At 63.2% G+C, this 20399-nt stretch carries 18 protein-coding genes; 11 read left to right on the plus strand and 7 right to left on the minus strand.

Annotation, left to right across the window (positions count from 1 at the left end):
• The first annotated feature begins 384 nt into the window (after window positions 1-384).
• From OH764_RS09605 to OH764_RS09640, 8 genes are all read left to right on the plus strand, one after another.
• Window positions 385-1635, plus strand: coding sequence for an MFS transporter (locus OH764_RS09605; protein WP_498846614.1), 1251 nt, complete (start codon window positions 385-387; stop codon window positions 1633-1635).
• Window positions 1636-1878: 243 nt separating this feature from the next.
• Entirely contained in the window at window positions 1879-2712 is an 834-nt protein-coding gene (locus OH764_RS09610) for a TetR/AcrR family transcriptional regulator (RefSeq protein WP_498846615.1), read from the plus strand.
• Window positions 2713-2813: 101 nt separating this feature from the next.
• Window positions 2814-5312 (plus strand): acyl-CoA dehydrogenase, encoded by a 2499-nt coding sequence (locus OH764_RS09615; protein ID WP_498846616.1) that lies wholly within the window; start codon window positions 2814-2816, stop codon window positions 5310-5312.
• A 116-nt stretch (window positions 5313-5428) separates the two neighbouring features.
• A complete protein-coding gene (locus OH764_RS09620; RefSeq protein ID WP_498846617.1) occupies window positions 5429-6883 on the plus strand; it encodes a 3-oxoacyl-ACP reductase in 1455 nt (484 codons plus the stop codon).
• Between the two features lie 2 nt (window positions 6884-6885).
• Window positions 6886-7821, plus strand: coding sequence for a MaoC/PaaZ C-terminal domain-containing protein (locus tag OH764_RS09625; RefSeq protein WP_498846618.1), 936 nt, complete (start codon window positions 6886-6888; stop codon window positions 7819-7821).
• A gap of 79 nt (window positions 7822-7900) precedes the next feature.
• A complete protein-coding gene (locus tag OH764_RS09630; protein ID WP_498846619.1) occupies window positions 7901-9202 on the plus strand; it encodes an acetyl-CoA C-acyltransferase in 1302 nt (433 codons plus the stop codon).
• Window positions 9203-9293: 91 nt separating this feature from the next.
• On the plus strand, window positions 9294-11114 hold the full coding sequence (locus OH764_RS09635) for an acyl-CoA synthetase family protein (protein WP_498846620.1): 1821 nt from the start codon (window positions 9294-9296) through the stop codon (window positions 11112-11114).
• A gap of 49 nt (window positions 11115-11163) precedes the next feature.
• On the plus strand, window positions 11164-12192 hold the full coding sequence (locus OH764_RS09640) for a DUF1571 domain-containing protein (RefSeq protein ID WP_498846621.1): 1029 nt from the start codon (window positions 11164-11166) through the stop codon (window positions 12190-12192).
• Here the strand turns inward: OH764_RS09640 and OH764_RS09645 are convergent.
• From OH764_RS09645 to OH764_RS09665, 5 genes are all read right to left on the minus strand, one after another.
• Entirely contained in the window at window positions 12189-12599 is a 411-nt protein-coding gene (locus tag OH764_RS09645; RefSeq protein ID WP_498846622.1) for a hypothetical protein, read from the minus strand. The genes OH764_RS09640 and OH764_RS09645 overlap by 4 nt on opposite strands.
• Before the next feature lie 84 nt (window positions 12600-12683).
• Window positions 12684-14261: an FAD-binding oxidoreductase gene (locus OH764_RS09650; protein ID WP_498846623.1), complete on the minus strand. Its 1578-nt coding sequence runs from the start codon at window positions 14259-14261 to the stop codon at window positions 12684-12686.
• A gap of 268 nt (window positions 14262-14529) precedes the next feature.
• Window positions 14530-15393, minus strand: a complete 864-nt coding sequence (locus tag OH764_RS09655) for an anti-sigma factor family protein (protein WP_498846624.1) — start codon at window positions 15391-15393, stop codon at window positions 14530-14532.
• On the minus strand, window positions 15390-15920 hold the full coding sequence (locus OH764_RS09660) for a sigma-70 family RNA polymerase sigma factor (RefSeq protein ID WP_498846625.1): 531 nt from the start codon (window positions 15918-15920) through the stop codon (window positions 15390-15392). The genes OH764_RS09655 and OH764_RS09660 overlap by 4 nt, the downstream gene beginning before the upstream one ends.
• Window positions 15921-15934: 14 nt before the next feature.
• Window positions 15935-16072, minus strand: coding sequence for a hypothetical protein (locus tag OH764_RS09665; protein WP_498846626.1), 138 nt, complete (start codon window positions 16070-16072; stop codon window positions 15935-15937).
• Between the two features lie 595 nt (window positions 16073-16667).
• Between OH764_RS09665 and hfq the strand changes: the two genes are divergently transcribed.
• The gene (gene hfq / locus OH764_RS09670; RefSeq protein ID WP_020070133.1) at window positions 16668-17135 is read left to right on the plus strand and encodes an RNA chaperone Hfq; all 468 of its coding nucleotides are present in this window, start codon (window positions 16668-16670) and stop codon (window positions 17133-17135) included.
• A gap of 29 nt (window positions 17136-17164) precedes the next feature.
• Here the strand turns inward: hfq and OH764_RS09675 are convergent, their stop codons facing one another.
• Window positions 17165-17389, minus strand: coding sequence for a hypothetical protein (locus OH764_RS09675; RefSeq protein ID WP_498846627.1), 225 nt, complete (start codon window positions 17387-17389; stop codon window positions 17165-17167).
• Window positions 17390-17717: 328 nt separating this feature from the next.
• Here OH764_RS09675 and OH764_RS09680 point away from each other — a divergent pair, with 328 nt between their 5' ends.
• On the plus strand, window positions 17718-17912 hold the full coding sequence (locus tag OH764_RS09680) for a hypothetical protein (RefSeq protein WP_498846628.1): 195 nt from the start codon (window positions 17718-17720) through the stop codon (window positions 17910-17912).
• A gap of 154 nt (window positions 17913-18066) precedes the next feature.
• On the opposite strand, the gene OH764_RS09685 is transcribed toward OH764_RS09680, so the two are convergent.
• Window positions 18067-18795 carry a DUF2968 domain-containing protein gene (locus OH764_RS09685; protein ID WP_498846629.1) on the minus strand — a complete coding sequence of 243 codons (729 nt, stop codon included), beginning with the start codon at window positions 18793-18795 and terminating at the stop codon, window positions 18067-18069.
• A gap of 1041 nt (window positions 18796-19836) precedes the next feature.
• Between OH764_RS09685 and OH764_RS09690 the strand changes: the two genes are divergently transcribed.
• Window positions 19837-20322, plus strand: coding sequence for a DUF2147 domain-containing protein (locus tag OH764_RS09690; protein WP_498846630.1), 486 nt, complete (start codon window positions 19837-19839; stop codon window positions 20320-20322).
• Window positions 20323-20399: the final 77 nt, after the last annotated feature.

Raw genomic sequence — 20399 nt, forward strand, 5'->3', positions numbered from 1 at the left:
GGCGGTTCCATTGGCGGACGTCGACAGTCGGGGTTCGCTCGCATTCTACCGTCGCACAAGGCCGGACCGAAACCCGGAAGCCGTCGGCCGGGCGTAAAACGACTAAGTCAATTCGACCGGCATAAAGGCAGTCGGCAATAAATCCCATTACAGATCACCGACGCTCCCACAGACATTCACAATACAATAATTACATCCAACCGACGATTAGCTTCGACCCTGCATTCAGCACGATAATTGCTCCCAGGATTAACACCGACAAAGCTGCGCTCTTTCCTGCAGCCGCTTAACGGTGAGCGTACACTCGCGCTCGAAGCCCATGCCATACGGCGCACCGGGCACCTCTACATCGACCGCGGGTTATTGGAGACCAGGAGAACATCAATGAACTGGACACGGGAACAGAGAAACGTCACGATTGCCGCCTATCTCGGCTGGACACTCGACGCATTCGATTTCTTTCTAATGGTGTTTGTATTGAAAGATATCGCGGCGGAATTCAATACGAAAATCCCCGAGGTCGCATTCGGCATAATGCTGACGCTGATGATGCGCCCGGTCGGCGCGCTGATTTTCGGCTGGCTCGCGGACCGCTACGGTCGCCGGCCCACGTTGATGGTCAACATCGCGTGCTTCTCTCTGCTCGAACTGCTGTCCGGCTTTTCGCCGAACCTGGCCACCCTGCTCGTGTTGCGCGCGCTATTCGGCATCGCGATGGGAGGCGAATGGGGCGTGGGCGGCGCATTGACCATGGAAACTGTGCCGCCGAAATCGCGCGGCATCGTCTCCGGCCTGCTGCAAGCCGGCTATCCGAGCGGCTATCTGCTCGCCTCGGTCGTGTTCGGCGTGTTCTATCAGTACATCGGCTGGCGCGGCATGTTCTTTGTCGGCGTGCTGCCTGCGCTGCTCGTGCTGTACATTCGCGCGCACGTCCCGGAATCGCCCGCCTTCAAGACGCTCGAGAAGCAGGCGCGTCCTGGCCTTGTCGCAACGCTGAAGCAGAACGTGAAGCTGTCGCTATACGCAATCGTCCTGATGACCGCGTTCAACTTCTTCTCGCACGGATCACAGGATTTGTATCCGACGTTCCTGCGCGTCCAGCATCAGTTCGACGCACATACGGTGTCGTGGATCACGATCACGCTGAACGTCGGCGCGATCTGCGGCGGGCTCTTTTTCGGCATGTTGTCGGAGAAGATCGGGCGCAAGCGCGCGATCTTCATCGCCGCGCTGATCGCATTTCCGGTGCTGCCGCTGTGGGCTTTTTCGAGCACGCCGGTGCTGCTCGCGCTCGGCGCGTTCCTGATGCAAATCTCCGTGCAAGGCGCATGGGGCGTCATACCGGTTCATCTGAACGAGATCTCGCCCGACGAAATCCGCGCGACCTTCCCCGGTCTCGTGTATCAGCTGGGCAATCTGATCGCTTCGGTCAACGGTCCGCTGCAGGCGAGCGCCGCCGAAGCGCACGGCAACAACTATGCGCTCGTCATGGCGGTGGTGATCGGCATCGTCGCCGCCGTTATTTGCGCACTGATTCCGTTTAGCCGGGAGCGCCGCGGCATCGACATGACCCAGTCGGCGAGACATGTCGGCACCCATCCTGCGCAAGGAAGTGCGGTTGGAGGAGAGGTTTAAGCATTAGAAGCCGACCACGGTTCCTCTTTCACGCCAGGCCGTTCCGATTCTCCGGAACGGCTTTTTTATTCCCGTGATGCGAACACGCGCTGGGCGCCAGGCGCGAGGTCTTCTAGAGGAGTTAATCGACATCCGACCCTTGCTCAGATCGACCTTCCTTCTTATCCTGAAAAAAACGGCTGTTTCAAATGCCTATTTGAATCGCCTGTTCGCAGAGCGGGCGCCGAGAACCAGGAGACGCGAATGGCAGGTCGCACAACAGGCCGGCACGCCGGCGATACGAAGTCACGCATCCTGGATGCGGCTGAGGCGCTCTTCATCGATTGTGGATACGAGGCCATGTCGCTGCGCCAGATCACTTCGCGCGCCGAGGTCAACCTCGCGGCCGTCAACTATCACTTCGGCAGCAAGGAGTCGTTGATTCACGCGATGCTGTCGCGCCGTCTCGACCGCCTCAACCAGGAGCGGGTGAAGCTGCTCGAACGCTTCGACCGGATGCTCGGCGAGCGTCTGACCTGTGAGCATGTGCTCGGCGCGATGTTCATTCCGGCGCTGCGGCTCTCGCGCGATCCGCGCGTCGGCGGCAAAGCTTTTCTGCGCTTGCTCGGCCGCGCTTATACGGACCCCTCCGCTTTCATTCGCGACTTTCTCAGCGCCCACTATGCGTCGGTGGCCGTGCGCTTTTTCGACGCGTTCCAACGCGCGCTGCCACATCTGCCGCGCGAGGAACTGGGCTGGCGGCTGCACTTCGCCATCGGCGCGCTGTCGGGCGTGCTCGCTGGCGCCGACACGGACAGCCTGATCGCCGAGTTCTCGCAAGGCAAGTCGATGAACGATCTGCAACTGATCGCACGGCTTGCGTCGCTAATGGTCGCTGCGCTAAAAGCGCCGCTGCCCGACGCATCGCAACTGGCGATGTTCGCCGCCGTGCTGGGCGATGCCGACGATAAAGGCGCGGACAGCGCTCTCGACGGCAGCACGCATAGCGCAGGCGATGCGCCGAGTGAAGCACACAGCGGCGGCACGATCGAAGCCTGCTCGTTCCAGCAGGCGTTGCACGGCGCGTCGCAAACGTAGGGCAAAGACGCCGAGCCGCTCGCACAACAACGACAACAACGTGAACCGTCCACGCAACGTGGATGCGTTTGCACGCATCATGAAAACAGGGAGGAAACGTCATGCTGTGGTTCATCCTGCTGCTGGTTGCCGGCGCTCTTGCGCTTGTCTACGTAGAGGCGCGCGCATTATCGTGGCTCGCCTTCATGATCGTCTGGGTTGCGGCGATACGAGTGAGCGGAGCGGCGGGCGTTGCTGCAACCACGCTTTGGGCCATCGTACTGGCCCTCCCTGCCCTCGTGTTCGCCGTCAAGCCGCTGCGCCGCGCGTGGCTCACGAAGCCGGTGCTCGACGTGTTTCGCAAAATCCTGCCGGAGATGTCGCCGACCGAACGCGACGCGATCGAGGCCGGCACGGTCTGGTGGGACGCCGAACTCTTCTCCGGACGGCCTCATTGGGACAAGCTGCTCGGCTACGGGCCCGCGACATTGACGACGGAAGAGCAGGCATTCCTCGATAACGAATGCGAGCAGTTGTGCGATCTCGCGAACGACTGGGAAACCACCATGGTGTGGCAGGACCTGTCGCCGCAAGCATGGCAGTTCGTCAAGGAGCGTGGCTTTCTCGGCATGATCATTCCGAAGCGGTACGGCGGCAAACAGTTTTCCGCATACGCGCATTCGCAGGTCATCATGAAGCTGGCCACGCGCTGTTCGGCCGCAGCCGTTTCGGTGATGGTGCCGAACTCGCTCGGCCCCGCCGAACTGTTGATGCACTACGGCACCGAAGAGCAGAAGAACCACTATCTGCCGCGTCTCGCGCGCGGCGAGGAAATCCCATGCTTTGCGTTGACGAGCCCGTACGCCGGTTCGGATGCCGCCGCGATTCCCGATGTCGGCATCGTTTGCAAGGGCATGTTCGACGGACGCGAGACGCTCGGCTTTCGTGTCACATGGGACAAGCGCTATATCACGCTCGGGCCGATCGCGACCGTGCTCGGCCTTGCGTTTCGGGCGCTCGATCCCGAGCATCTCCTCGGCTCGACCGACGAACCCGGCATTACCTGCGCATTGATTCCGACCAATCATCCGGGCGTGAACATCGGTCGTCGTCATTGGCCGCTGAACGCCGTGTTCCAGAACGGCCCGAACTCCGGCAAGGACGTCTTCATTCCGCTCGACTGGGTGATCGGCGGACGCGCTCAGGTGGGCAACGGCTGGCGGATGCTGATGGAATGCCTCGCGGCGGGCCGCGCGATCTCGCTGCCGTCGTCGAATGTCGGCATGGCGAAGCTCGCGGTGCGCGGTACGGGCGCGTATGCCGCGGTTCGTCGCCAGTTCCGCACGGCTGTGGGCAAATTCGAGGGCGTGCAGGAAGCGCTCGGGCGCATGGGCGGCAATCTCTATGTGATGGATGCCGCGCGCCGCCTGTCCGCCCATGCGGTCGATCTTGGCGAAAAGCCTTCGGTGATTTCGGCAATAGCCAAGTATCACATTACCGAACGTGCCCGCATGGTGATCAACGACGCGATGGACGTCGCCGCCGGCAAGGGAATCTGCATGGGGCCGTCCAACTTTCTGGCGCGCGCGTATCAGCAGGTGCCCATTGCGATCACCGTGGAAGGCGCGAACATTCTCACGCGCTGCCTGATCATTTTCGGCCAGGGCGCGATTCGCTGCCATCCGTATGTGCTGAAGGAGATGAGCGCGACGCGCGAAGCGGACAGTGCCAAAGCGCTGCGCGAGTTCGACGATGCGTTCTTCGGCCACGTCGCCTTCACGCTGTCGAACGTGGTACGCGGCTTCGTTTACGGCATCACGGGCGGCGCATTCATTGCGAAGCCGCGCGCCGCGCATGCGCCGCTTCATGCGTACTACCGCTCGGCCACGCGGCTTGCCACCGTTTTCGCGCTGCTTGCTGATGTCTCGATGTTCGTGCTGGGCGGCGACCTGAAGCGCCGCGAACGCATTTCGGCGCGCCTTGGCGACGTGCTCTCGCAGCTCTATCTGATCTCCGCAACGCTCAAGCGTTTCGAGGACGAAGGCCGTCAGGAAGACGATCTGCCGCTCGTGCGCTGGGGCGTCGAAGATTCGCTCTATCGCGCGCAACAGGCGCTCGACGGCGTGCTCGCGAACTATCCGAACCGCTTCGTCGCCGGCCTCGTGCGTGCGCTGGCGTTCCCGTTGGGGCTGCCGCATCGCGAACCGTCCGACCGCCTCGGCAGCGAGATCGCCGAATTGATGCAGACGCCTGGCGCCGCGCGCAACCGGCTGGTGTCGGACTCCTACGTGCCGCACCCGGACATCGACGCGCTCGGCTACGGCGAACTCGTGTTCGAGCTGAACCCGCACTTTACGCAAATCGAGCAGAAGCTGCGCGAAGCGGTAAAGGAGCGGCGCCTCCAGCCAATGCCGCAGAGCGTCGTGCAACTCGCCGCGTGGGCCGACGCCGCGCTGCAACAAGGCCTGATCGACGCCGACGAGCGCCGCGTGCTCGGCGACTACGCGCGCTATGCCGCACAGGTCGTGAAAGTGGACGATTTCCCCGCCGATTTCGACATCCTCGCCAAACTGCAACAACGCAAGGAGACGCTCGAAAAGGTGATGGAAGCGGCGCTGTGATTCCAATGGACGCTTGCGCGAACGCATGAAAAAACCTCGCTGCGCGACACGCCGATGCACCAAACTCAGTGCACACTGACAGACGTGCGGGCGTGTCCAGCGGAGCAACGAACAATATGAACGACTCTTACCTGAACTTCGTCAATTCGCCGTTCGGCGCACGCGTTGCCCGTTCTCTGGGCCTTCCTAAGCCCGAGGTGCTGCGCCGCTATCGCGCCGACGAGCCCGAGTTCGGCGGCCTGGTCGCGATTGGCGCCGGGCGCGAGCCGCATCTGCTCGATTCGCTGGCGAACCTGGTGGCAAGCATCGGCGTGACGAGCGTCGCACATGAAAGCGCGGGATTGTGGATGCCCCTCGCACATCGTCACGGTCTGCTGACGGGGCGCTTCGAACCCGCGGAGTCGGGCTCGGCGGCGCGCGTCGGCGCATTGATCTTCGACGCGAGCGGTATCGACGACAGCAGCCAGATGGAACCGTTGCACGCGTTCTTTCACAACACGCTGCGCTCGCTTGGGAAATGCGGGCGCATCGTCGTGTTGGGACGGCCACCCGAAGCTTGCGCGAGTCCGCGTCAATGGACTGCGCAACGTGCGCTGGAAGGACTCACGCGTTCGCTCGGCAAGGAAGCGCGGCGCGGCATCACGGCAAATCTGGTCTATGTCGGCGAAGGCGCCGAGCATGGAATGGAAGCCACGCTGCGTTTCTTTCTGTCACCGCGTTCGGCGTATGTGTCGGGCCAGGTGGTGCGAATCGCCGCAGACGGACTGCATGGCGTCGTGAATCGCGTTGCCGTAACCCATGATGGCGCTAACGACGCCGCATCGCCGTTCGACTGGAACCAGCCGCTTGCGAACCGGCGCGCGGTCGTGACCGGCGCCGCACGCGGCATCGGCGCGGCGATTGCGAGCGTGCTCGCGGCGCAGGGCGCGCACGTGATCGGGATCGACATTCCATCCGCGCGCGACGCGCTCGAAGCCACCATGCGCCAGTTGAACGGCACCGCCCTCGCCTTCGACATTGCCGCGCCCGAAGCGCCCGCGCAGATCGCCGCCGCGCTCGACGATCACGGCGTGGATATCGTCGTGCACAACGCCGGCATCACGAAAGACAAAACCATCGCGAAGATGACAGGCGGCGCGTGGCAAAGCGTGATCGACATCAACCTGTGCGCGCAGGAGCGCATCGACGACGCGCTGCTCGCGACGGGCATCCTGCGCGACGGCGGGCGAATCGTCGGCGTGTCGTCGATCAGCGGGATCGCGGGCAATCCCGGCCAGACCAATTACGCGACGTCGAAAGCCGGCGTGATCGGCCGCGTGCAAAGCATGGCGCCGCTGCTGCGCCCGCGCGGCATCACGATCAACGCAGTCGCGCCGGGTTTCATCGAAACGCAGATGACCGCGAAGATGCCGCTGACCCTTCGCGAGGCAGGCCGCCGGATGAACTCGCTCGGCCAGGGCGGGCTGCCGGTCGACGTCGCCCAGACCATCGCGTGGCTCGCGCATCCAGGATCGGCCGGCATCAGCGGCCAGGTCGTGCGCGTGTGCGGACAAAGCCTGATCGGAGCATAAGCATGGATGAACCCGGGGATCCGTTTGGCGGGAATCATGCATCGAAGCTCGCGCCGCACCTTGCGGTGCGGCCGAGAACTGTCGTCGTCGAAACCTTGCCGACGCCGGCGAAGCTCTATGCGCGCGCTTTGTCGGGCATCGTCAAACGCGCGCGCCCGACGCAGTTGCCCGCATTGCGCCTCGTGCGCCCCGCTGTCGCGCTCGACCCGGGGCCCGCGTGGCGTTACGCACGCGTGTGCGGCTTCATCCCGGAGCATGGCGTGCCTCTCACGTATCCGCATCTGCTCGCATTCCCCTTGCATCTGCTGATGCTGACCGACCCGGCGTTCCCGTGGCCCGCAGTCGGCCTGCTGCATCTGGCCAATCATGTGCGTCTGCGCCGGCCGCTCGCGTACAAGGACCTGCTGCGCGTGGAGGTCGAATTCGGCGCGCTGCTGCGCCACGACAAGGGCCAGGCGTTTTTGCTGCATACCCGCATTTACCGGCGCGGCGAAGCGGTGTGGGACGGCGACAGCGTTTACCTGAAGCGCGGCGTGCCCGCGAGCGGCGCGCAACTCGATCCGCTTCAGGTCGATACGGCAGCGCTGCAACGCATCGCGCGCTGGCAGCTTGCCTCGCAACTCGGCCGCGATTACGCGAGCGTGTCGGGCGACTACAACCCGATCCATCTGAGCGCGCTCTCTGCAAAAGCATTCGGTTTCCCACGCGCTATCGCACACGGCATGTGGACGCTCGCTCGCGCGGCATCGTCCTTGCAGCCGCCCAAGCCGCTGGCCGAAGCGACGCTCAGTGCCGAATTCAAGCTGCCGATGCTGCTGCCCGGCGAAGCGTCGCTGTGGAGCGCGTCGTCTTCGCTGATCGAACGCGATATCGAGGTGCGCGACATCGCCGGAGAAAAGCCGCATTTGCGCGGCCGCATGCAATGGAGATTGCAATGAGCGCGCGCCCTGTGCTCGATAACGGCGCGCGCACTCGTTCCACCTACCATGAAACATACGCAACCCGAAGGAGCCAGGCATGTCCCACCCGCTGCCACCCGTGCGCCGCGTCGCGATAATCGGCGGTAACCGGATTCCGTTTGCACGCTCGAACACCGCGTATGCGAGCGCGTCGAATCAGGACATGCTGACCTTCACGCTGCAAGGACTGATCGACCGCTTTGGCTTGCACGGCGAACGTCTCGGCGAAGTTGCGGCGGGCGCCGTCATCAAGCATTCGCGCGACTTCAATCTGACGCGCGAATCCGTGCTGTCCACCACACTCGCGAAGGAAACGCCCGCGTACGATGTTCAACAGGCCTGCGGTACGGGGCTCGAAGCCGCCATACTCGTCGCCAACAAGATCGCATTGGGTCAGATCGAAGTGGGCATCGCGGGCGGCGTCGATACGACATCGGATGCGCCCATCGGCGTCAACGAAAAGATGCGCAAGATTCTGCTCGAAGCGAATCGCGGCAGGAGTACGGGCGAGCGAGTGGGCGCGCTCGCAAAGCTGCGGCCCGCCATGTTTTTCAAGCCGCTCCTGCCGCGCAACGGCGAGCCGCGCACCGGCCTTTCGATGGGCGAGCACTGCGAACTGATGGCCAAGCGCTGGAACATCTCGCGCGAAGCGCAGGACGTGCTGGCTTACGAGAGTCACCGCAAGCTGGCCGAAGCTTACGCGCGCGGCTTCGTCAACGATCTGATGACGCCGTATCGCGGCCTCGCGCGCGACAACAATCTGCGCTCGGACCTCACGCTCGACAAGCTCGCCGCGCTCTCGCCCGCCTTCGATCGCGACGCGGGCACGCTGACCGCCGGCAATTCCACACCGCTCACTGACGGCGCCTCCGCGGTACTGCTTGCAAGCGAGGAGTGGGCCGCGCGCCACGGGTTGCCGGTGCTCGCCTATCTGAGCTGGTCGGAGACCGCGGCAGTCGACTTCTTCGACAAGAAAGAAGGCCTTTTGATGGCGCCCGCCTACGCGGTGCCGCGCATGCTCGCGCGAGCCGGACTCACGTTGCAGGACTTCGATTTCTACGAGATCCACGAAGCGTTCGCAGCGCAGGTGCTGTGCACGCTCGCGGCATGGCAGGATGACGAATACTGCCGCACGCAGCTTGGCCTCGACGCGCCGCTCGGTTCGATCGACAGCGCGAAGCTCAACGTGAACGGCGGCTCTCTCGCAACCGGGCATCCGTTCGCGGCGACGGGCGGGCGCATCGTTGCGGGTCTGGCGAAGATGCTCGCTCAACTCGACAAGCCGGCGGGCACGGCGCGTGGACTGATTTCGATCTGCGCGGCGGGCGGCCAGGGCGTGGTGGCAATAATCGAGCGCTGAGATTTACGGTGGCTATAGCAAATGCAGCAACATGCTGGACCGCTTCAACCAGCACACAAACCATTGAAGCGAAGGCTTCAGGAGACGACCGATGACCCACCCCACTCAAGCCTCGCTCTCGCCCGCCGCTGCGAATCAGGCAACCGGGGCCGCTCATGCAGATGCGGCGGCAATGCAAGGCGCCACGGGGCGCACTAACCAGGCTCCGAACACCGACGGCATCTGGTATGCGTCGTATCCCGCCGACGTGCCGCATGAGATCGACGTCGGAAAATACGAGTCCGTCGTGCACTTTTTCGACGAATGCATTGCGCAATTCCGTGAGCGCGTTGCGTACGTCAGCGTCGGCGCGAGCATGACCTATGGCGAACTCGGCCGCAAGGCGACCGCCTTCGCCGCGTATCTGCAAAGTATCGGCGTGAAGCCGGGCGAGCGCGTCGCGATCATGCTGCCCAATACGTTTCAATACCCGGTGTCGCTGTTCGGCGTACTGAAAGCCGGTGCGGTGGTGGTCAACGTCAATCCGCTTTACACCGTGCGCGAACTCGCGCATCAGTTGAAGGACAGCGGCGCGCAGACCATCATCGTTTTCGAGAACTTTGCGAAGACGGTGCAAGACGCGTTGCCGGGCACCAAAGTGCAGAACGTGATCGTGACAGGACTCGGCGACCTGCTCGCCGACGGCCTGAATGTGAAGGGACGTGTGCTCAATTTCATGCTGCGGCACGTGAAGAAGATGGTGCCCGCCTACAGTCTGCCGAACGCCGTTCCGCTGCTGAAGGCGCTTGCCATTGGTTATGCGCGGCCGCTCACGCCTGTTCGGCCGACGCATCACGATATAGCGTTTCTTCAGTACACCGGCGGAACGACCGGCGTCGCGAAGGGCGCGATGCTCACGCACCGGAACATCATCGCCAATCTGCTGCAGGCGAAGGCGTGGGCCGAAGGTCAATTGAGCGGAGAAGTGGAAACGGTACTCACGCCGTTGCCGCTCTATCACATCTATTCGCTGACGGTGAACGCGCTGATCTTCATGGGTCTCGGCGGGCGCAACATTCTGATTGCCAATCCGCGCGATATGAAGCGCGTAATGATGATCATCCGTCACGAGAAATTCACCGGCATGACCGCGGTCAACACGCTCTACAACGCGTTTCTCGAGAACGAGGAATTCCGCAAGCGCGATTTCTCCGACCTGAAACTGGCAATGGCGGGCGGCATGGCAACGCAGCGCTCAGTGGCCGAGCGCTTCAAGGCGGTCACGGGCAAGCCGATTATCGAAGGCTACGGCTTGACCGAATGCTCGCCCATCGTGTCGATGAATCCCGTCGACATCTCGAACCTGCGCGACTTCGAAGGCTCGATCGGCCTGCCCGCGCCCTCCACGCAAGTCCGTTTCCGCAAAGACGACGGCAGCTGGGCCAACATCGGCGAAGCGGGCGAATTGTGCGTGAAGGGACCGCAGGTCATGAAAGGCTACTGGAACCGGCCGGAAGAAACGGCCAAGGTGATCGACGACGAAGGTTGGCTTGCGACCGGCGACATCGGCGTCATGGATTCGCGCGGCTTCATCCGGCTGATCGACCGCAAGAAAGACATGATTCTGGTCTCGGGCTTCAACGTCTATCCGAACGAGATCGAAGATGTCATCGCGGCGCACCCGGACGTGCGCGAGGTGGCTGCAATCGGTGTGCCCGACGACGCCCAGGGCGAACGCGTGAAGGTGTTCATCGTGAAGCGCAATCCGTCGCTGACCGCCGAGCAGGTGATCGCACATTGCCGCAAGAATCTGACGGGCTACAAGGTGCCGAAGGTGGTCGAGTTTCGCGATGAGCTGCCGCAAACCAACGTCGGCAAGATTCTGCGCCGTGCGCTACGCGACGAGGAACTCGCGAAGCAAAAGACTGCCTGAGAGGCAAGGCGCTTGCATGATGTCTTGCGCCGCCCTTTCGGAGAGTTCGATGACGCACCGCCTGTTCGCACGTCTGCGCATTGCCCGTTTCGTGCGGCCCGATGCTCACGTTATCGCCGGCGGCACCGCGCCGGCGCTCGCAGCGTCCCACAGTGCATCGCATCGGTCCGGTTTCAGCAGGCTGCTGCTGGGCGCGTTGATGGCCGGCGCGGCGAGCACCGCGACAGTGCCCGCGTTCGCACAAAACGACGACAAACCGCCGCCGCTCGAAGCCGCGAGCGCTGTGAAGGCGCCCTCCACGCCCGCGTCGCAGGTCGGCAAGCTGACGCTCGATCAGCAGGTCAAATGGCTGCGCGCCGCGCAACAAAGCGGCGCGCTCGAAGCGCTCGGCGACGCGCAACTTGTCGCGCTCTTCAAGTCGCTCGATCCGCTCGCGTTGCCGCGCTATATCAAGGAAGGGCCGAACGGCTACGCGTCGTATGAAATGACGATGTCGCGTTCGGAACGCATTCGCGGCCAGTGGCCCGACAAGCCGGACCATATGCTCGTGCGGGTCGCGCACGACCCGCTTCGCATCTACGCGAAGTGGCTGCCCGACGGTGCGCATGCCGGCCAGGAAATCCTCTACGACGAGTCCAAGCGCGCGGACGAAATGTACGGACATCTGGGCGGCTTCATGAACGTGATGCCGTTATGGACATCGCTAAACGGCGCCCTCGCCCGCTCGCAATCGAATCACGACGTGCGCGATCTCGGGACCGAATACATTGCAGAGCAATACCTCGCCGAGGGCAAGAAATTTGCCGAAGCCGGCTTGCCCCGCAAGACGCAGATCGAAGTGAAGACGATCGACGGTGTGCGCGTCGTCGCGTTTACGTTCGAGACACCCGTCGGCCAGCCGCAGTTCTACGCAAAGCGGGAAACGCTCGGGCTGGATTTGCGGCATCCGTATTTCCGCACTGTCGAGTCCTACGACAACGACGGGCGCATCTTCGAAAAGATCGTGTTCGAAACGATCACGCCGAAAACTTTCGACGATTCCACTTTCGATCCTAAGAACAAGGCTTACAAGTTCTAGCGCGGCGCAAAGACAAAGCTGACGTGGGCGGACTGCGTGCCTTGCTCGTCGCCCCGTTCGTAGCCGTGCTCGATGCGATGCGTTGCACACGTGGCGAGTTCTTTGAGCACGAAATAGTCTGACGCGCGCGTCACGCCGATTAACCACGGCGTCGGGTGCTCGTTAGTCGTCGCCCGCAGCATCGGTGCAAGCGCCGTGTGCCATAACAAGCCGATGTCGTCGCCGGTTTCGAATACCGGTAACTTCATCGCCGCCGCGTAGCGGGCAAACGCAGCGCTGAACGCGAGCGTGGAATCGGCGATCGCCAACGTGTCGCGACGCGAGGCGGCGTACGTGAGCCATGGCCACGCAGAACCTGCCGTGCTGGAAAGCCATGCGCTCGTCATCATGAAGGTGCGCCGGTCCATTTGCTTGGTCCGCCTCCTGGTTCGCTCAGCGAGCGCAATGCTCGCCGGACAGTTGCGCCGTGTCCGCCAGATGTCGCCTGACGCTCATGTATAGCCGCGCCGATCGCGCCACGCCGCAGGCCAGATGCCCTGCTTGCCCGGCGCGAGAACGCCGTTCGGGTCGAGCGCGTCCTTGATCGTTTCCGACAGCCGCAGCAATGCGCCGTCGTTGAAGTTGTATTGAGCGGCCGCGAAATCCATATACGCGAGGTGCGTGCGATATTGGCCGTAACCGGCCGCGCGCGCATCGCTCATCAGCGAGCGCAACAAGGCGCCCGCCCGCTCGACCTGGTTCTTATCGTCGCGATCGAAAATCGCCGCGAAAATGTGATGCAGATGACGCACGCCCGCTGTAAAGCCGCCGTAGTAGTCGAAACCGTACTCGGCCGCGCGGGCCTTCATCATCGAGTATTGGCGCAGCGCATCGCGCCCGGTCGCGGGACACACTGGCGCAAAGTCCACGTGCGCGCCCGCGCCGCCGCGCCAGTCGAGCATGCGAAACGCGCTCATTGCGGGAATGCCGGCGAGATTACGGTCACCGCCCGCGGTGGGCTGCGCATCGCCCGCATAACGCTTTGCCAGAAGCCGCGCGTGAGGCACACGCGCGAACGCGCGCTGCACGATTGCGTAGTGTGCGTCGACCACCTCGGGCGTGCCGTACAGCGCAAAATGCAAATTCCAGCGGCCAACATCAAGTTTCTCGAGCATCGCGGCGACCGCGCTTTCGGGCATTGCGCCAGGCCCGTCGTACCATTGCGCGCGCGCCGACAATCCTGCTGCGCGCCGCAAGCCGCCCTCGATCACCGCGTGATTGCGGATGGTTTCATCGAGCCGCAACGGCCGCAATATGTCGACGATGGTCTCCAGATCCGCCTCTTCCCGGAACTGGATTTCGCCGAGCAGATACGCGGGCGGCGCGGGCATCAGCCAGACGCCGAGCTTCGTCACGATGCCGTAGTTCGACTGCATGAACATAGCGTCGAACGAAGGCCCGTAACCGGGCTGGTAAAGCTGCCATGCGGTGCTGGTGTCGATTGCACCCATGCCGGTTCGCAACACGTCGCCGTTTGCCAGCACCACCTCCATTCCGCATTGTGTCGCCGCATGATCGCCGTACGGCGTGTAGCCGAAACCGCGTTCGAGCGTGTTGCCGACCACGCTGCCCCAGCCGGCGGCCGGCGGATCGACCCACAGCCTGTAGCCCTTATCGCGCAGGTGCGCATGAAGATCGAAGTAGCTCACGCCCGGCTCGACGAGCGCATAAGCGAGCGTCTCGTTCACTTCGACGATGCGGTTCATCCGCTGCAGATCGAGCACGACCGAACCGGTAAGGCGCGGCGCCGCGCCGCCGTATGCAAAATTGCGCCCGGTGGAGACGGTCCACAACGGAATGCGATATTGATTCGCCACCCGCAGCACCGCGCGAATTTCATCGACGGATGCGGGCAAGAGCGCAGCGCTCGCCGCGAACGCTTCGCGCTCTCCCGGCGCGAAGGGATCGAGATAAGCGGAGAGTCCGGCCGCCGAATCGACGACATGCGGCTCGCCGACAATCGAGCGCCAGGCGGCGAGCGCCCGGTCGAACTGCGCGGCGGAAACTCCCGGCGGCAAGTGGCGGATCAAGGGTTCTCCTTCAGCGGGGGAAGGCTTGCGTGGCGTGGTCGGGTATTTCAGTATCCGCGTACTTGGGGCGCTTGGGACGTTTTCGGCAGCTGGGGCATTTGTGGCGCTCGGGGCATCCGCTCATTCGCACAGTTTGCGCCGCCGCGCCTGATTCGCCCGATGCGCTAGCGCGGTGCGCCTCACATGCGTGCTTGGGGCGCGCGGCGTGATAGTTCCCAGTCGGGATGCCGGACGCGCCGCGCACGGCAACAGCCGCTCTATTGTCACGCTACTGCCACGCTTCGGGCTTGCCACCGAGCGCGCTGCAGACGTCGACGGCAATCGAGCGTAGCTTGCCTTCCGCGATCGGCCCTGACAACGCATAACCCATGCCGTCGCTGATCCAGTAGAAGGTGCGCCGGTTGCCGTCGCGTAGCAGACGGAACGCGGTCTCGTCGCGCGCAGTGCCGGTCACATACAGGGTGAGCCGCGCGCCGGCGCGGTTCTCGTACATGAATTGCGCGGCAGGCCCCGCTTCGCCGGGCAACAGACGGCCGCCTACGAGCGAATAGCCGTATTCCTGCAGCGACGGCACAGAAAGCGACCGGTTCAGACGCTTGGAGAGCCAGCTGATCAGATGCTCTTCTTCGCTCGCCGCGACTTCCACCGGATGACGTCGCTCAGGCGTATAAACCGCATACGCAACGTCGGCGCGTTCGGCGAAGCTCGGCGCCTGCGCACCGAGACCGTTCCATGCGCCGCCAGTCAGACGCGGCGCGAGCGGCCCCAACGCCAGCGTGAGGCCCGCGCCCGCCGCGAGCCAGCAGGCCGCGATCCCCGCACGCCGCCACCAGGGCGTGCGCGGACGCAGGACGATGACGGTGGGCTCACCGGAATCGTCGGCTCTGCGCGCCGTCTCGGCAGCCTGGCCACCCGGCGCGCGGCGCGCGTCGTCCTGCGGCGCACCGCACAATACCTGCAGCGCTGCTTTTTGCGCGCGCCATGCCGCGACGCGCGCAGCGGCTTGCGGATGCGCGGCGAGCAGCGCTGCGATGCGTTCCCGTTCTGCATCCGACATTTCACCGTCGACAAACGCCGATAGCGCTTGCAGGTCTACCCCGTCGGGCAAGCTGGAATCGTGGTCGTCATTCATCGCGGGTTTCTCACTACTTTCAGCGGCGGCGGCTTACGGGCCGGCTCCTGAGCGGGCCCTTCCAGCAACCCGCGCAGATGTTCGCGTGCGCGCGACAGCCGCGACATCACTGTGCCGACCGGCACGCCGAGCGCCTTCGACGTCTCCTGATAACTGAGTTCTTCGACGCAGACGAGCAACAACACCTCGCGCTGCTCGATCGGCAGGCGATACAGCGCGCGCTGCAGATCGCGCAGCACGAGACCGTCGACCTCGCGTTGCGGCGCTTCGAGGTTGCGCCAGGGCGCGCTTTCTTCGTCGACGGCAATCTCGCGGCGGCCGCGCAACTGATCGATATAAAGATGCCGCAGGATGGTGAGCAGCCACGCACGCAGATTACTGTTTGGCCGGAACGCCGCCCAGCGCGCAAGCGCGCGCTCCGCCGTGTCCTGAACCAGGTCGTCGGCCCATGCGCGGTCCCCCGTCAGCGCGCGCGCGTAGCGGCGCAACTGCGGGAGCCACGAGATCACTTCTGCTTCAAAGCTCACGCGGCGTGTGGCTCTCAGTAGCCGCCGCCGCTACTATTGCCGCCGCTGGAGCTCGACGCGCTGTTGTCGGCGGTCGAGGAGCAGGCGCTGGTCGCGAGCGACGCCACGGCGAGTGCGAATGTCATCGCGACGATGCTGAGAATTGCTTTCATACGAGTCTCCTGTGTCGGTCGGACTTAGCGCTTTAGCGCTTAGTCCGGTCCCATGCAAAGCGGTCGGTCGGACTTAGCGCTTTAGCGCTTGGTCCGGTCCCATGCAAAGCGGTCGACAGGACTTAGCGCTTTAGCGCTTAGTCCTGTCCCATGCAAAGCGGTCGACCGGACTTAGCGCTTCAGCGCTTAGTCCGGTCCCATGCAAAGCTGCCGGCCGGAGTTAGCGCTTCAGCGTTTAGCTTCAGCGTTTACTTCGGCCCCATGCAAAAACTGTCTCGACCAGCGTTAGCGCCTCGGTTCCTGCTTCTCAGTGCTTAACCCTGTCCTTGACTAAACGCGTTGGACCCGGAATTTATTCCATCGACCCGCTCACAATGCCGCCATTTTCCGCCATCGACGGGAGCAAACGCGGATCGTGGCCGAAGAAGCCGGCCAATGGTCGGCGGATTTCGTAACTCAACGTTACAGCCAATAGTTACCAGGTGCTTATGTCAGCGCAAGCCGTTATAGTGGACCCAGTTCGCCCGTCGACGCGTTCTGCCCCCACACAGGGTAGAATCGCGGCGAACAACCGTCTTTCTAACCTGAATTGTCCATGGCTTCCGCAGAATCGCATCCGCAAAACGACTTCATGAACGCTGCGCGCAAAGAACGAAAGCGCGTTGAGATTTACCTTGTCAATGGCATCCGCCTGACAGGGTGCATCGAGTCGTTCGATCAGTATCTGGTGATGCTGCGCACGCCCGTCGGCTTGCAAGGCATCTACAAGCGCGCCATTTCGACGATCCAGCTCGATACCGGAACCCGTCCCGCTCCGCGCGCGGGCCGTCCGTCGCATGGCGAGCACACCACGCGCGGCCCGCACGGCTCGCGGGAGCCGCGCGAGCATCGGGAACCACGTGAACCGCGCGAATCGTACGGTGCGCCGTCATCCGACCGGCCTGCGCCAGAGCGCGGCAGCGCGTCAGACGCGCCCGTAGTGGTGACACGCCGCCGGCGCCTGTTCGGCACGGGCGGCGACGGCGGCAACCACGGTAATCATGGCGGCGGCGGTCACGCGTAAGCGTCGACCGGCCCGCGGTGCGGCGACGGTCACTTCGCGAGAGGACCGAGCCGCTGCAGAATTTTTTCTACCCTCGCCACCTGCTGGTCCGTCAGCTCGAACTTGCATTTGACCGCCAACACGCGACGCCGCCAGTAGCCGGCGTCCAACATCCGTTGCGCCGGCTGCTTCGTTGCCCAATCCAGATGTTCCAGTTCTGCCTCCACCACGTGTGAAGCGTTGAAACGCTTGGCGCGCACGGGTTTCTTGTCCATGGTGTCTGCTGCCTTGTCGTTCGCCGATCGTGTTTGCGCTCCTCCCGAGCTGAGCATTGCAGGTTTGGCGCAGGCGGTCTGATGGACCGGTCCACGCGACCGGTCATTGTTCTATTTTTCCGCACTGCATTCCTGCGACACTCGAAAAACGAGCGGGCAGGCTCACGTTTGAAGTTTTTATTTATTCAGATTGGCGCGCACCGGCCACATGTCGATCCTCGCGTGCTCCGACGAGCACGCAAGCGCGTCCTATGCCGTTCGGCCGATGTCGCCGATGCTCCCTTTGCGTTATGCTCAACCGTCCACTTCGTTCATAGGGGAGCCTGTCATGACGAGCAAGAAGCACACTGCGTTGCCCGGTGCCGGAAAGCAGGCGGAACCGGCGATAGACTCGACGGATAGTCGCCTCGACGAGGCGTTGGAAGAGAGCTTTCCCGCGAGCGACCCGATCGCCGTCCACGAGCACGAGCCGCGTCGGGCATCGGAAAACGAGCAGCCGGTGGCAGAAAAGAAGCGGCGCTAGCGCGCGGCAAGAAGGAAAGCGCATGCTACGAAGAGCAGCGCAGTCGGCGCGAATGAGATTGCCGGCGCCTGGCAACGCGTCGTTTCGGCGGGCCGGGCTGCGGTAAAGCACCGCCGCGCCCGGCCTTGAGATGAGCCGTTCGACCCAGCCCCGGTTAGTGCGCGGGCAAGCCGCTTTCGAGCTGGCGCTGCAGGTCGCGCACCTGGCGCTGGGCGACGCGCAGTTGCTCCTGCGCGGCCGTCTTCTGCTGGGCCAGTGCCACCGCTTCCGCGCGCGTCTGCTGCTGCTGGTTCGCAACGATCGTCTGCTGCTGGCGGGCAACGTCGAGGTCCGCTTGCAGACGGTTGGCGCGGCCCTGTGACAACGCGATCATGCGTTCGGTAAACGCCTTCTGCGCTTCGAGTTGCGTGCGGCGAATCTCTACGTTCGACAATTGCACAGTCTGGCGCACGAAATCGCGATAGATCATTTCGGCGCGCGCCGCGTCTTGCGTCTTGATCACGCGCCAAAAGTTCTTCTGCTGGAAAAGCGCCACGTAATACGTCATCTCCTTGCCGTGGAATAGCAAGCTCGTTCCATAGCTGGCGTTGTACGTGGTGCGCAACTCGCTGAGCTCCGAGCCCTTGATCAACTGCTGCAGTTCCGCGACGTTCCCCGCAGCGGATTGCCTGGCCTCGTCCTGCGTGAGCGCGGATGTTTGCACTTGCGTCTGTGCCGGCAGCGCAGCGGACGCCAGTGCGGTGGCGGTGCCCGGTTCGGCGGCCAACCCGGGCGTTGCGCTGTTATCGGCCTCCGGCTGAGTCTGTGCGTACGCGCCTTGTGCTACCCCCAACGCCATGATCGCGGCAACGGCGATCTGTCGTAGTTTCAACATTTGGTCCATGTAGTTCCTGCTTCAATAGTTTTTGTTTTAGTTCCCGATCATCTCATTATTACTCACTTTCGCGAACTTCGGGCTTTTCGTCAAAAATTTGTACCGACCGGTGGTCGGGAGCCAGGTATTCCGGCGGAGGGTTCTCTTAAGTCGGCGCACATTCGGGCTTGCGCGGTCCCAGCCGCTGTCACGGATCGGCGGTTGCGATCGCTGCGTGAGGAGCGGAGATCGCCGCGCGGTGCATGCGCTCTCAACGCCGACTGCCTCGCCGCGCCGACCAGTTCTGCGCGCATACAGTCGAGCGTTTGGTCCAGTCAGCGCCCTGCTCCTGGAGCTGCCGGGCGTCGCGAGTTTGGTGGTGGCCGACTTAGCCAGCTTCAGCAGTTCTAGCGCTCTTGAACAGTTTGACCAGCGGGCTCACGACATCGCCGTACAGCTTTGCTTTCCGTCAGTCATTAGTGGTCCACATTAAAGCGATCAGCGGGCAACGCGCAGTGCCACTTGGGCCACTTGGGCCACGGCCGATGCCGCAGATCTGCCCTGCGTTCGCAGAGGTTTAACGAAACTCCGCACCATGTCACCCCGTGCGTTTCGTTCGATATGACGCGCGTTTGTCTGCATGCGGGCCCTCACCCGCCGTTGAGGGCTCGTCGATCACCTTAGCCCTCGGACCGACGACACGAAGCACTACAGCCTGGGACCTTTAGGTGCTACAAGCGTCTGGCAAAACACCTGCCGAAAGCGCGTCGTTCAGGCCGCGTATCGAAGCTATGCTCTGGTATCAGTTCAATGCAGCCGCAAAGTGCCGCAGTCTGATTAGAGGTTCCACTATCAAACGGTAGCCGCACTTTGACGCACACTTATCGTATTCTGCGCTGACGTCATGAAGCGGCCATACGAAGCCGCGAACCCGGGCTCGCGCCGCTGGCGTCAGGAGAACACGGAGCATCACGCGAGATCACGAGTCTAACGTCTTGTGATACGGCTTCACGCGATGCCAAAAACGCTGCGCGACCACGATCGCGCCGTCTTTTAACAAGGAGGAAGACAATGATGCAATCCACTCAACGCGCTCGCGCGGTTGCGCTTCGCACAGCGAAACATGCAGCGTTTGCCGGCGTGCTTCTCGCCAGCGCCGTCACCGCGATGGCGCAAACGGACACTCCGGTAGGCACCTGGCAGACTATCGACGATCACACCGGCCAACCGAAAGCACTCGTGCAGATCTCCCAGGACGGCAATGGCGCGCTAAGCGGCAAGGTAATCAAGGGTCTCGGTCCGAACGACCAGCCGGATCGCCGCTGTACCGCATGCACCGACGCGCGCAAGGATCAGCCTATTCTCGGCATGACCATCATTAGCGACATGAAAAAGGACGGTGAAGCCTGGGATCACGGGCAGATTCTCGACCCGGAAAACGGCAAGCTATACAAGTGCAAAATGCATCTGGAGGAAGGCGGCAACAAGCTCGTAGTGCGCGGATACATCGGCGTGTCGTTGCTTGGCCGATCGCAAACGTGGGTTCGTCAGCAATAGCGAATGAGCGCGGCCCGCGCTGATCAATCCAAAAGACCAAGACAAACGGCCGACGATATTATCGTGCGGCCGTTTTT

It is taken from the genome of Burkholderia sp. M6-3 (assembly GCF_050858985.1).
Taxonomy (GTDB): domain Bacteria; phylum Pseudomonadota; class Gammaproteobacteria; order Burkholderiales; family Burkholderiaceae; genus Paraburkholderia; species Paraburkholderia caledonica.

Bases quoted from the DNA above. Each gene is read 5' to 3' on its own strand.
- OH764_RS09690 (WP_498846630.1), top strand. From the start codon at position 19,837: ATGATGCAATCCACTCAACGCGCTCGCGCGGTTGCGCTTCGCACAGCG.
- OH764_RS09640 (WP_498846621.1), top strand. From the start codon at position 11,164: ATGACGCACCGCCTGTTCGCACGTCTGCGCATTGCCCGTTTCGTGCGG.
- OH764_RS09610 (WP_498846615.1), top strand. From the start codon at position 1,879: ATGGCAGGTCGCACAACAGGCCGGCACGCCGGCGATACGAAGTCACGC.
- OH764_RS09620 (WP_498846617.1), top strand. From the start codon at position 5,429: ATGAACGACTCTTACCTGAACTTCGTCAATTCGCCGTTCGGCGCACGC.
- hfq (WP_020070133.1), top strand. From the start codon at position 16,668: ATGGCTTCCGCAGAATCGCATCCGCAAAACGACTTCATGAACGCTGCG.
- OH764_RS09645 (WP_498846622.1), bottom strand. From the start codon at position 12,599: ATGGACCGGCGCACCTTCATGATGACGAGCGCATGGCTTTCCAGCACG.
- OH764_RS09680 (WP_498846628.1), top strand. From the start codon at position 17,718: ATGACGAGCAAGAAGCACACTGCGTTGCCCGGTGCCGGAAAGCAGGCG.
- OH764_RS09625 (WP_498846618.1), top strand. From the start codon at position 6,886: ATGGATGAACCCGGGGATCCGTTTGGCGGGAATCATGCATCGAAGCTC.
- OH764_RS09630 (WP_498846619.1), top strand. From the start codon at position 7,901: ATGTCCCACCCGCTGCCACCCGTGCGCCGCGTCGCGATAATCGGCGGT.
- OH764_RS09685 (WP_498846629.1), bottom strand. From the start codon at position 18,795: ATGGACCAAATGTTGAAACTACGACAGATCGCCGTTGCCGCGATCATG.
- OH764_RS09655 (WP_498846624.1), bottom strand. From the start codon at position 15,393: ATGAATGACGACCACGATTCCAGCTTGCCCGACGGGGTAGACCTGCAA.
- OH764_RS09635 (WP_498846620.1), top strand. From the start codon at position 9,294: ATGACCCACCCCACTCAAGCCTCGCTCTCGCCCGCCGCTGCGAATCAG.
- OH764_RS09605 (WP_498846614.1), top strand. From the start codon at position 385: ATGAACTGGACACGGGAACAGAGAAACGTCACGATTGCCGCCTATCTC.
- OH764_RS09665 (WP_498846626.1), bottom strand. From the start codon at position 16,072: ATGAAAGCAATTCTCAGCATCGTCGCGATGACATTCGCACTCGCCGTG.
- OH764_RS09675 (WP_498846627.1), bottom strand. From the start codon at position 17,389: ATGGACAAGAAACCCGTGCGCGCCAAGCGTTTCAACGCTTCACACGTG.
- OH764_RS09615 (WP_498846616.1), top strand. From the start codon at position 2,814: ATGCTGTGGTTCATCCTGCTGCTGGTTGCCGGCGCTCTTGCGCTTGTC.